The organism is Microbacterium sp. Leaf351 (assembly GCF_001423825.1).
Classification (GTDB): Bacteria; Actinomycetota; Actinomycetes; order Actinomycetales; family Microbacteriaceae; genus Microbacterium; species Microbacterium ginsengisoli.
Window position 1 is genome coordinate 109,825 of the sequence record NZ_LMPK01000034.1, and the last position, 10,810, is coordinate 120,634.

At 69.0% G+C, this 10,810-nt stretch carries 11 protein-coding genes and 2 pseudogenes; 4 read left to right on the forward strand and 9 right to left on the reverse strand.

Annotated features, from left to right (window positions below; all coding sequences use genetic code 11):
- Nucleotides 1-206 (reverse strand): annotated as a pseudogene (locus ASG00_RS18120) (alpha/beta fold hydrolase); the annotation flags it as partial.
- 118 nt (nucleotides 207-324) lie between these two features.
- Between ASG00_RS18120 and ASG00_RS10660 the strand changes: the two are divergent.
- Nucleotides 325-1,344, forward strand: coding sequence for an isopenicillin N synthase family dioxygenase (locus tag ASG00_RS10660; RefSeq protein ID WP_045245802.1), 1,020 nt, complete (start codon nucleotides 325-327; stop codon nucleotides 1,342-1,344).
- 156 nt (nucleotides 1,345-1,500) lie between these two features.
- Here the strand turns inward: ASG00_RS10660 and rpsO are convergent, their stop codons facing one another.
- Nucleotides 1,501-1,770 carry a 30S ribosomal protein S15 gene (gene rpsO / locus ASG00_RS10665; protein WP_045245804.1) on the reverse strand — a complete coding sequence of 90 codons (270 nt, stop codon included), beginning with the start codon at nucleotides 1,768-1,770 and terminating at the stop codon, nucleotides 1,501-1,503.
- A 195-nt stretch (nucleotides 1,771-1,965) separates the two neighbouring features.
- Between rpsO and ASG00_RS10670 the strand changes: the two genes are divergently transcribed.
- Nucleotides 1,966-3,270, forward strand: coding sequence for an MFS transporter (locus ASG00_RS10670; protein WP_056209419.1), 1,305 nt, complete (start codon nucleotides 1,966-1,968; stop codon nucleotides 3,268-3,270).
- Between the two features lie 89 nt (nucleotides 3,271-3,359).
- Nucleotides 3,360-4,280 (forward strand): DMT family transporter, encoded by a 921-nt coding sequence (locus ASG00_RS10675; RefSeq protein WP_056209422.1) that lies wholly within the window; start codon nucleotides 3,360-3,362, stop codon nucleotides 4,278-4,280.
- A 36-nt stretch (nucleotides 4,281-4,316) separates the two neighbouring features.
- Here the strand turns inward: ASG00_RS10675 and ASG00_RS10680 are convergent, their stop codons facing one another.
- From ASG00_RS10680 to ASG00_RS10695, 4 genes are all read right to left on the reverse strand, one after another.
- Nucleotides 4,317-5,084, reverse strand: coding sequence for a hypothetical protein (locus ASG00_RS10680; RefSeq protein ID WP_056209426.1), 768 nt, complete (start codon nucleotides 5,082-5,084; stop codon nucleotides 4,317-4,319).
- A 178-nt stretch (nucleotides 5,085-5,262) separates the two neighbouring features.
- Nucleotides 5,263-5,820, reverse strand: a complete 558-nt coding sequence (locus ASG00_RS10685; protein ID WP_045246170.1) for a YceI family protein — start codon at nucleotides 5,818-5,820, stop codon at nucleotides 5,263-5,265.
- 178 nt (nucleotides 5,821-5,998) lie between these two features.
- Nucleotides 5,999-6,367 carry an FKBP-type peptidyl-prolyl cis-trans isomerase gene (locus ASG00_RS10690; RefSeq protein ID WP_045246168.1) on the reverse strand — a complete coding sequence of 123 codons (369 nt, stop codon included), beginning with the start codon at nucleotides 6,365-6,367 and terminating at the stop codon, nucleotides 5,999-6,001.
- A 177-nt stretch (nucleotides 6,368-6,544) separates the two neighbouring features.
- Nucleotides 6,545-7,741: a PrsW family intramembrane metalloprotease gene (locus ASG00_RS10695; protein ID WP_082483205.1), complete on the reverse strand. Its 1,197-nt coding sequence runs from the start codon at nucleotides 7,739-7,741 to the stop codon at nucleotides 6,545-6,547.
- A gap of 39 nt (nucleotides 7,742-7,780) precedes the next feature.
- On the opposite strand from ASG00_RS10695, the gene ASG00_RS10700 reads away from it, so the two are divergent.
- Nucleotides 7,781-8,644 (forward strand): fumarylacetoacetate hydrolase family protein, encoded by an 864-nt coding sequence (locus ASG00_RS10700; protein ID WP_045246166.1) that lies wholly within the window; start codon nucleotides 7,781-7,783, stop codon nucleotides 8,642-8,644.
- Between the two features lie 67 nt (nucleotides 8,645-8,711).
- Here the strand turns inward: ASG00_RS10700 and ASG00_RS10705 are convergent, their stop codons facing one another.
- The 3 genes and pseudogenes from ASG00_RS10705 to ASG00_RS18125 form a co-directional block, all read right to left on the reverse strand.
- Entirely contained in the window at nucleotides 8,712-9,059 is a 348-nt protein-coding gene (locus tag ASG00_RS10705; protein WP_045246165.1) for a hypothetical protein, read from the reverse strand.
- Between the two features lie 97 nt (nucleotides 9,060-9,156).
- Nucleotides 9,157-10,483, reverse strand: a 1,327-nt coding sequence (locus tag ASG00_RS10710) for an aspartate ammonia-lyase (RefSeq protein ID WP_235559492.1), incomplete at its 5' end; no start/stop codon positions are given.
- A 146-nt stretch (nucleotides 10,484-10,629) separates the two neighbouring features.
- A pseudogene (locus ASG00_RS18125) lies at nucleotides 10,630-10,810 on the reverse strand (phosphodiesterase); the annotation flags it as partial.

Here is a 10,810-nt window from a genome sequence, read left to right on the forward strand (position 1 = left end):
GGGATCATCAGCAGGAAGTCCTCCTTCGAGCCTGTCGCCCCGGGCACGAGGAGCACCCGCGGGGCATCCTCAGCGCCGGCGACGATGCGTGCAAGGCGACCGCTCGGCGCATCGAGGTCGGCGCGCACCACACCCGGCGGGAGGGCGGCCCAGTCGACGGCGCCGATCGCGGCATCCAGCTCTGCGGCGTCGCCGAGTGTCGTCATGCGGCCCCTCCCCTTCGGAGCGAAGGCTATCGCCCGGCCTGCGCGCCCCCGCGCAAGCGCTCCGGTCACGGGGTGCAACAAACGAGCTGTGCGGCCTGTTCCGACATAGCCTCGACGCATGACCGATCTCTCGCTTCCCGTGCTCGACTTCTCTCTGCTGCGCCAGGGCGAGGCTGAGGCCGCTGAATTCCGCGCGCAACTTCGGGCCGCGACGCACGACGTCGGATTCTTCTACCTCACCGGCACGGGCATCGCTCCCGCCGAGGAAGCGCGGCTGCTGCGGGTCGCCAAGGAGCTCTTCGCCCTGCCCGAGGCCGAGAAGCTGGCGATCGAGAACCTCAACTCGCCGCAGTTCCGCGGCTACACCCGCGTCGGGGGCGAGCGCACGCAGGGGAAGGTCGACTGGCGCGAACAGATCGATATCGGGCCCGAGCGCGAACCGATCACGGATGCCGACGCGCCCGACTATGCGCGACTGATCGGACCGAACCTGTGGCCCGAGAACCTGCCCGAGCTCAAGGAGGTCGTGCTCGACTGGCACGAGCGCCTCAGCGACGTGGCGCGGACGCTGCTGCGGGCATGGGCACTGGCCCTCGGCGCAGAGGAGTCGTACTTCGACCAGCACTTCGGTGAGCCCTCCACCTTGATCAAGATCGTGCGGTACCCCGGCAAGGAGGACCCGACGCCTCAGCAGGGAGTCGGCGCCCACAAGGACTCCGGCGTGCTGACGTTGCTGTGGGTCGAGCCCGGCAAGGGCGGGCTGCAGGTCGAGCGCGACGGCGCATGGGTGGACGCCCCGCCGGTCGAGGGCGCGTTCGTGGTCAACATCGGCGAATTGCTCGAATATGCGACGCAGGGCTACCTGAAGGCGACCAACCACCGCGTGATCTCGCCCCGGTACCCCGACGAGCGCATCTCGGTTCCGTTCTTCTTCAACCCGACCCTCGACGCTCAGCTGCCGATCATCGACCTGCCGGCGGAGCTCGCCGCCCAGGCGCGAGGCGTAACCGACGACCCCACGAACCCCATCTTCGCGACCTACGGCGAGAACGCCCTCAAGTCGCGCCTTCGCGCACATCCGGACGTGGCCGAACGCTGGCACGCCGACCTCGTCGCCGCACGCGCCGCACGAGTCTGACACCTGACGACGATCGGCCCGCCCCTTCCGGGGGCGGGCCGATCGTCGTCACACCCGCCGTGCGCTGCGAGCGACGAAGGGCGAGGCGCGGGGAACGAGCAGAGGCCCGCCCCACACCGTGGGACGGGCCTCAGAAGACGATGTACGCCGGGTGACTCAGCGGCGAAGGCCGAGACGCTCGATCAGCGAGCGATAACGCGCGATGTCGATGTCCTGGAGGTAGCCGAGCAGACGACGGCGCTGACCGACGAGCAGGAACAGACCACGACGCGAGTGGTGGTCGTGCTTGTGCTCCTTGAGGTGCTCGGTGAGGTCCTTGATGCGCTGCGTCAGCAGAGCGACCTGCACCTCGGGGGATCCGGTGTCACCGGGGTGCGTCGCGTACTCTTCGATGATCGCCTTCTTGACGTCCTGTTCCAGTGCCATAGAGCGATCCCCTTTCTCCTCGTTGCGCGGTGCCCGTCACCGAATGTGCGAGCTCTCTTTCTCCGCGGCCGATCGAACGGCAACCGGAACAGCTTACCAGCGCCGGGCGGCCACCGCGACCGCGGCAGCGGGCCGCGACATCCGGCACGACTAGGCTCGACGCGTGCGTTCGTCTTCATCCCCCTCGACCCGATCGTGAACGCCCGCCGCAGCGCATTCATCGACATCCGCCCTCTCACCACGGTGCCCGCCTTCGCGCGGCTCTGGGTGGGAGCGACCCTGTCGGGCCTCGGCGGCCAGCTGACGATCGTCGCCGTCATGCTGCAGGTCTACGACTTCACCGGCGACACCTTCGCGGTGTCGATGATCGCGGTGGCCGGGCTCATCCCGATGGTGCTCGCCGGCCTCTACGGCGGCATGCTCGCCGACGCGTTCGACCGGCGCGCAGTCGCCCTCATCGCGGCATCCGTCACGTTCGTGTCGACAGCCCTCATCGCCGCACTCGCGTGGACGCAGGTCGAGAGTCTCTGGTCGCTGTACCTCCTGAGTGTCGTGAACTCCGCCGCCAACTCGATCGTCATGACCACACGGTCGGCCATCACGCCGCGCCTGCTGCCCCGCGACCTCCTCCCGGCGGCCGCCGCACTGCAGGGCGTGACCGTCGGCATCATGGTGATGGCAGGTCCCGCGCTCGCGGGCGTGCTGGTGGCGACCGTCGGGTACGCCTGGACGTACTCGGTCGACGTGCTGCTCATGTCGTCGCTGTTCCTCGGCCTGTGGACCCTGCCGCGCCTGCGCCCCGAGGGCACGATCGCGCGACCCGGCCTCGAGTCGTTGCGCGACGGGCTCGGATTCCTCCGGAAGGCCGGGAACATCCGGCTGCAGTACATCCTCGACATCACCGCGATGACGTTCGGACAGCCGACCGCCCTCTTCCCCGCCGTGGGCGCCGTGCTGCTCGGAGGTGGCGCGATCACGACGGGCGTGCTCACCGCCGCCGTCGCGCTCGGCGCCCTGCTGTCGAGCCTGCTGTCGGGACCGATCGCACGCTATCGGCACCACGGCCTCGGGATCGAGCGGTCGATCATCGTCTACGGCGCAAGCATCCTCGCCTTCGGCGCGGTGCTCGCCGCCGCGGCCCTCGGCGCGTTCGCGCCTGAGACGGTCGGCCCGAACACCCCGAACGTCGTGCTGATCGCCGCGGGCGCCGCGGTGCTCGCCGTCTCCGGAGCCGCCGACAACGTCAGCGCGATCTACCGTTCCACCATGATGCAGTCGGCCGTGCCCGACGCGATGCGCGGACGCCTGCAGGGCATCTTCACCGTCGTGGTGGCCGGCGGACCCCGTATCGGTGCCCTCTACGCCGGCACGCTCGCGACCTTCACCGCACTGTGGTTCCCGCCGCTGCTCGGCGGATTCCTCATCATCGGGATCGTCGCCGTGCTCGTGCGCCTGTCGCCCGGCTTCCGCGCGTACGACGCCGCGCACCCCGTGCCCTGATCGACGCGATCCCGCCGTTCTCCGGCGGATATCCGACGTCGCAGTGGCAGGGGATGTGCAGCGTCCGCACCCCCGCGTAGTGTGCCGGGGTGGCCACCACCGCTCCCCCTACCCCGGCCCCCACCCGCGCCGCGGCGACGACCGTGCAGTTCGTCCTCACCGGCATCGTCTGGGGCGCCAGCTTCCTGTTCATGAAAGTCGGACTCACCGGCCTGTCGCCGGTGCAGATCGTGTGGAGCCGTCTCGTACTCGGTGCACTCGCCCTCGCCGCCATCGTGCTGTGGCGCCGAGAGCGGCTGCCGGCATTCGGACGCGTGTGGGGGCACATGCTCATGCTCGCTGTGACCTTCTGCGTCGCCCCCTACCTGCTGTTCGCGTGGGCCGAGCAGCACGTCAGCAGCGGGCTCGGCAGCATCTACAACGCGACGACGCCGATCATGACCGCGATCATGGCGGGGCTCCTGTTCCGCGTAGAGCGTCTCAAGCCCGTGCAGCTGGTCGGCATCGGGGTCGGCATCCTCGGCGTGGTCGTCATCATCGGCCCCTGGCAGGGGCTCGACCTCGGCCATGACATCGTCGCGCAGCTCGCACTGCTCGGTGCGACCGCCTGCTACGGATTCAGCCTCGCGTACATGCGCCGCTTCGTCGCGAACACCGGCATGTCCGCGCTCGTGTTCTCGCTGCTCAACATCGGGCTCGGAGCGGTCATCATGCTGCTCCTCACCCCGGTCGTCGCGCTCACCCCGATCACCCTCGACGTGGGGGTCGTCGGCAGCATGCTGCTGCTCGGGTTCCTCGGCACGGGCGTCGCCTACGTCTGGAACCAGAACACCGTGCGCGCCTGGGGCCCGACCCGCTCATCGACCGTCACCTACATCACGCCCGTCGTCGGCGTCGTGCTCGGCGTCATCGTGCTCGGCGAGGGCGTCTCGTGGCAGGAGCCCGTCGGGGCACTCATCGTCTTCCTCGGCATCCTGCTCGCCCAGAACCGGCTGCGCCTGCGGCGTTAAACGACGAACGGGGTGGATGCCGCGGCATCCACCCCGTCAGGGCTGAACTACCCGCGCCCGACGCAGTGTGTCGACACGATCGATGAACATTTCACGACTCAGCGGGCGACGCCCCGCAGCTGCGACGACGCCACCGGTGGACGCGTCCAGCAGATCGACGCCGGTGAACACATCGGCGAACAACGGGGAAGAGGAGAGTCCGCACATGTCCATGACCGTCGTCGCGTAGCCTGCGCGGTATTCGCGCCGCACGCGCACTTCGGCGGCGATGCGCATCAGTGCTCCGGCGAAGAAGAGGGCGAGCGCGATCGGCATACCGATCCCCCAGCCCCACGCCCACCACTGCGGCCCCAGGTTGACCACCGCGATCGAGGCAAGTGCGACGACCGCTCCGCCCAGCACAGCGACGAGCACCGCGTCCTTCCACCACTGGGCCGATCGGCCGGGCAGCACGTCCGTGCGAAAGCTCGGTTCCCAAGCGTCTTCCATTGCCCCGTATGACTGCGCCCCGTCGGTCGGCACACCGTGCCGCACGGCCCAGGCGTCGAAATCGTCGATCGAACGCAGATGGGGCGCGAGCTCCGCCGTCGTGAGCGACGGGCTGGAAGCGCGGAGCGCACGGAGCGCTTCGCCCTCCAATCGGCGGCGCCCGTCGGCGACGATCGCCACCCAGGTCACACCTGCAGCGAGCGCGGCGGCGCCCACGCCGACCTGCACCATCCACTCCGCCTCGGCCGCCGCGGCGAGCGGATGCAGTGCCCACAACGGCGCGATGCACGCGAGGAGCAGGGTGCACGCGACCACACCGCGACGATGGATCCGCCGTTCTCGCACCGCGTCATGTCCGATCCGCAGCGCCCAGGCTGCATCGCTCCCCCGCATCCCGATCCCCCGCTCACGCTCGCGTCTTCGTCATCGTACGACGCCGGAAACGACGAACGGGGTGGATGCCGCGGCATCCACCCCGTCCACGGGAAGGCGATCAGGCCTGCAGCGAGCCCTGCAGGTCGAGCTCGATGGTGACGTCCTTGCCGACGAGGACGCCGCCGGTCTCGAGGGCGGCGTTCCAGGTGAGGCCGAAGTCCTCGCGGTTGATGACCGTCTTGGCGGTCGCGCCGGCCTTGTAGTTGCCCCACGGGTCGTTGCCGAAGCCGCCGAAGTCGAAGTCGAACGTGACCGGCTTGGTGATGCCGCGGATCGTCAGGTCGCCGTCGACGAGGAACTTGTCGCCCTCGAGGCGCACGCCGGTGGAGACGAACTCGATCGTCGGGTAGGTCTCGGTGTCGAAGAAGTCGGCGCTGCGAAGGTGCTGGTCGCGACCCTCGTCCTTGGTGTCGATCGAGGTGACGTCGACGGTGGCGGTGACCTTCGCCTCGAGCGGGTTCTCCGGAGCCTCGATGGTGGCGGCCTTGACGCCGAAGGTGCCGCGCACCTTCGAGATCATCATGTGGCGCACCGAGAAGGTGACCTCGCTGTGCGAGGGGTCGAGGACCCAGGTGCCGGCCTTGTAGCCGGGGAGTTCGAGCGTCGTGTCGGTCATGTCATCTCCATGTGGATGGTCGCGCGGATCGCGATGTCTGGCGGGTGCAACCACCATCCTGCAACATGCATTCCCAAGAATGGAAAATTCCTGATGACGGTCGCCGGAACAGATGACGGCCGCTGACACGACGGATGCCCCGCCCCCGCGTGGGGACGAGGCATCCGGATGTCTCGGGTCAGGCGACGGCGAGCAGGTCGATCACGAAGATGAGCGTCTTGCCGCCGAGGAAGTGCCCACCGGCGGGGCCGTACGCGAGGTGCGGCGGGATGACGAGCTCACGGCGTCCGCCGACCTTCATGCCGGGGATGCCGTCCTGCCAGCCCTGGATGAGGCCACGCAGGGGGAACTGGATGCTCTCGCCACGACCCCACGAGGAGTCGAACTCCTCACCGGAGGTGAACTCGACACCGACGTAGTGGACGGTCACGGTGTCGCCGGGCTTGGCCTCCGCCCCGTCGCCGACGATCAGGTCGCGGATGACGAGGTCGCTCGGGGCGTCACCCTCAGGGGCGTCGATCTCGGGCTTGGTGCGGTTGTCAGTCATGACTCCATCCAAGCACGCGCGACGCCGCGGCGCGCGGGTGTGACATATCGGCCCACCCTTGACAGGTCCGGCGACTCGGGGCATCCTGACACCAGACCTACTCAGCGCTCGGGAGACACGCAGGCATCGCCGCGGCACCGGGCGCTGAGTCTGTGCGGGGCACCGGATCGGATGCGCTCACGTCGCGAACAGCTCCGCTCGGGCGGCGCCGATCCGATCCAGGTGGCTCCGCTCGTCCGCGACATCGAGGGGGTTGCGCCGATTCACCACCCGCTGGCGCACAGCTGCGAGGACACTCGCCTCACGGATGAACATGCGCATCGCACGACGACGATCCCGCGGGAATCCGGAGGCCCACGCGACGGCCGCGCGTCGGCCCGACGCCGTCGAGAGCATCTGGGCCTCGCCAGGCGTGAACCAGCCCGCCGCCGCATACTCGGCGATGCGCCCTCTGGCCGCGCTCGCCTCCGCTCGTCGCAGCAGCACGACGACGGTCACGAATGCTGCGAACAACGGCACCTGGACGACGATGAACAGCCCGAGTGCCGCAAAGCCGCCCAGGGCAGTCGATGCGTTCCAGACCATGTGGAGCACGATCGCGACGAGAAGCCCGAGCACCCACGCCGCGCTCACGCCGCGCAGCCGCATCCCGCGACGCGCGGCCAGGCCCAGCGCGAAACCTGTTGCCGCCGTGAACATGAGGTGCGCGAACGGGGTCACCACGCCGCGGGCGACGAACAGGATCCCGGCGTACATGGCCCCGCCGTCGGCGATGGCCTCCCCGAAGTACGTGATGTTCTCGCTGAAGGCGAACCCGGCGCCGACCGCCGACCCGTAGACGACGCCGTCGAGCGGACCGTCGAAGGCCCGCCGCGCGCAGAGGAGGACGAGCAGCACCCCCAAGCCTTTCGCCACCTCCTCCACGATCGGCGCCTCGACGATCAGCATCAGCTCGTATTCCGGCCGGATGTCCAGGACGACGAAGACCACCTGCACACCGAGCGCGATGAGTACAGCGACGCCCGCACCCCACAGCACGGCGAAGACCCGCAGACTTCGCGGCTGCCGGACCTCACGATCGACGGCTCGCACCGCCGCCAACGTCCCCACCAGCGGAACGGCGGCGAGCGCAGCGGCGACCACCGACGGGACGATGCCGACGAAGACGAGCAGATACGCCCCGACCGCCGCGACGGCCAGCGCTGCGAGAGCGAGCGCCCACCACCGGGCCCGACGTCCACGAGACGAGGGGATCCGCGCATCGATCGCTGGCGGCGCAGCCAGGATCGCCTCTCCGGGCTCCGCTTCGACCCCGATGAGCGGAGTGGCCTCGGTCAGGTTTCGGTCATTCTGATCGCCGCCAGCATCCCCCATCGCCCCAGCCTAGAGGCGGGACCGCACTAGCCTGGAGAGATGCGTTTCGCCCACGTGCTCCACCCGGCGGCGACGGAGCCCCGACTCGTTCTCGTGCGGGAGGATGACGCCGTCTACGTCGATGAGCTGTTCCCCGGCGCCCCGACCCGCCTCTCCGAGCTCGTCGCCGGCGGCGATGACGTGCTCGCCCGCATCGCCGCCGCGGCGCCGGCCGCGCCGGCGACCTCGCTCGAGGGCGTGGCATTCGCATCGGCCGTCGACGATCCGCCGGTCATCCTCGCGGTCGGCCTGAACTACGCCGCCCATTCAGGCGAACTCGGATTGAAGACGGATGCCACGCCCACGGTGTTCGTGCTCTGGCCCAACTCCCTCGCGGGACACGAGCAGACGACCTCCTGGCCCCGGTCGCTCAGCGAGTCGGTCGACTACGAGGCCGAACTCGGTGTCATCATCGGCCGACACGCGAAGGACGTCGCTGCCGCAGACGCCCTCGACCATGTGTGGGGGTACACGGTCGTCAACGACATCACGGCCCGGGACATCCAGTTCTCGGAGGCCCAGTGGAGCCGGTGCAAGTCGTTCGACGGCTTCACCCCCACCGGCCCCTACGCGGTCACCCGCGACGAGATCCCCGACCCGCAGGACCTCCACATCTGGACGATCGTCGACGGCACAACCGTGCAGGACGCCTCGACCGGGCAGATGGTGCGGTCGGTCGCGACCCTCATCGCCCAACTCTCGCAGTCCGTGACCCTGCTGCCCGGAACGCTCATCTCGACCGGCTCGCCGGGCGGGGCCGGCTACTCGCGCGATCCGCAGATCTTCCTGCGCGATCGCTCCACTGTCACGGTCGGCATCGACGGCATCGGCGCCCTCACGACGCACTGCCGCATGACCGACTGACGCGGCAACCGCTCCCACACGACGAACGGCCGACCCCGAGGGAGCCGGCCGTTCGTCGATGCGGGTGTCAGTTGCAGGTGATGGTCACACCGTTGACATCGTGGATGCCCGTGCCGAGCGTCGCACACTGCTGGAGCAGCGCGGCGGCGGCGGCCGCACCGACCGCCGCGACGATGATGGCCACGATGATGCCGAGCACGATGAAGATGATGCTCAACGTCAGCGCCACCGTGGAGGGCGTGTTCTTCACACCGGCGCGCTTGGACTGCACCTTTGCAACGATCGCAAGGATCAGGCCGACCACGGGCATGATGATCGCGAACACGATGGCGACGATGCCGAGCGTGCGGCCCGGCTGCTCGACGGCGGCGGCGGGAGCCGGCGGGGGCGGCGGGGCGTACTGCGGTTCGGACATGGGATCCCTCTCAGGGTCGATACAAGAGCGCCACTGCGTGACGCTACCGTGACGATATCGGTTCCTGAGTGTTAGCCGAAAGAGGCGCGACGTCGAGTCAGCCGACGGGCGGAACCGGCGCGTCCTCGGGCGCGATGACGGGGATCGCGGCGGTGATCGTCTGCAGCCCCGACAGGCGGGCGGGCGACAGCTGCTTGGTCACCTCGTCGCGCGACATCAGTCCCGCCTCGACGACGAGGTCGGCGACGTTGCGCCCTGTCATGAGTGCCGTCTTCGCGAGCGCCGCCGCGGCCGCGTAGCCGATGTACGGCGTGAGCGCAGTGATCACGCCCACAGAGGCACCGACCATCGCACCGAGGCGGTCGCGGTTCGCGGTGATGCCCTCGACGCAGTTGACGCGCAGCGTCCACATCGCCTGACGCATCCACGTGAGCGACTGGAAGATCGAGTGCGCGATGACGGGTTCGAAGGCGTTCAGCTGCAGCTGCCCCGCCTCGACCGCCATCGTGACCGTCATATCGGCGCCGACGACGGAGAAGGCGACCTGATTCACGACCTCGGGGATCACGGGGTTCACCTTGCCCGGCATGATGCTCGAGCCGGCCTGCCGCGCGGGCAGGTTGATCTCGCCGAGTCCGGCCTGCGGACCTGAAGAGAGCAGACGCAGGTCGTTGCAGATCTTCGAGAGCTTCACCGCGTTGCGCTTGAGTGACGCGGAGAACGACATGAAGGCGCCCGTGTCGCTCGTGGACTCCACGAGGTCATCGGCGGTCGCGAGGTCGAGGCCGGTGATCTCACGCAGGTGGTGGAGCACCGCCGCCGCATACCCGGGATGGGTCGTGATGCCCGTGCCGATCGCCGTCGCGCCCATGTTGATCTCGTACATGAGGAACGCGTTCTCGCGGAGTCGGTTGTAGTCCTCGCCGAGGGTCGTGGCGAAGCCGTGGAACTCCTGCCCGAGCGTCATCGGCACCGCGTCCTGCAGCTGAGTGCGGCCGACCTTCAGCACATCGTGGAACTCCACGGCCTTGTCGAGGAACGACTGCCGCAGGTTGGCCAGCTCGTCGAGGAGGCTTCGGAGCGTCAGCGAGAGACCGATCTTCACCGCCGTCGGGTAGACGTCGTTCGTCGACTGACTGCGATTGGTGTCGTCGATGGGCGACAGGAACGCGTAGTCGCCGCGCTCACGACCCGCGAGTTCGAGCGCGATGTTGGTGATGACCTCGTTCGCGTTCATGTTCGTCGACGTGCCCGCGCCGCCCTGGATCACACCGACGACGAACTGGTCGTGGAAGTCGCCGTCGATGACCCGCTGCGCAGCGCGGTCGATCAGGTCGGCCTTGGCCGGATCGAGCACCCCGATGTCGGCGTTCGCGCGCGCCGAGGCCTGCTTCACCATCGCGAGCGCCGTGACGAGGTCCGGGNAGTAGGCGTGGCCCGGGATCTCCATCGATCCCAGCGAGTCCGTCTCGGTGCGGGTGTGGGTATGCGTCGTTGCATCGGTTGCCATGGGGTGTCCTTGTGGGTGTGATCACGGCTGAAGGTGGATGCCTCGAGCCTAATCGCGCGCTCAGCGCTTGCGGGAGAACTGCTCCAGGCGTTGCGCGGGATCGAGCGCGGCCATGCGTGCGAGCCATGCCTCGTCGAAGTAGTCGCCGGCCTCGGCCCCGGCGACCGGCACGACCGAGTGGGTGATCGTGTCGGCGTAGACGTGCACGAGGTGGAACGACTGCCCGGCGTCCATACCGTTC

Coding starts and splice junctions, on each gene's coding strand:
- ASG00_RS10660 (WP_045245802.1), top strand. CDS start 325: ATGACCGATCTCTCGCTTCCCGTGCTCGACTTCTCTCTGCTGCGCCAG.
- rpsO (WP_045245804.1), bottom strand. CDS start 1,770: ATGGCACTGGAACAGGACGTCAAGAAGGCGATCATCGAAGAGTACGCG.
- ASG00_RS10685 (WP_045246170.1), bottom strand. CDS start 5,820: ATGACCGACACGACGCTCGAACTCCCCGGCTACAAGGCCGGCACCTGG.
- ASG00_RS10690 (WP_045246168.1), bottom strand. CDS start 6,367: ATGACTGACAACCGCACCAAGCCCGAGATCGACGCCCCTGAGGGTGAC.
- ASG00_RS10695 (WP_082483205.1), bottom strand. CDS start 7,741: ATGGGGGATGCTGGCGGCGATCAGAATGACCGAAACCTGACCGAGGCC.
- ASG00_RS10700 (WP_045246166.1), top strand. CDS start 7,781: ATGCGTTTCGCCCACGTGCTCCACCCGGCGGCGACGGAGCCCCGACTC.
- ASG00_RS10705 (WP_045246165.1), bottom strand. CDS start 9,059: ATGTCCGAACCGCAGTACGCCCCGCCGCCCCCGCCGGCTCCCGCCGCC.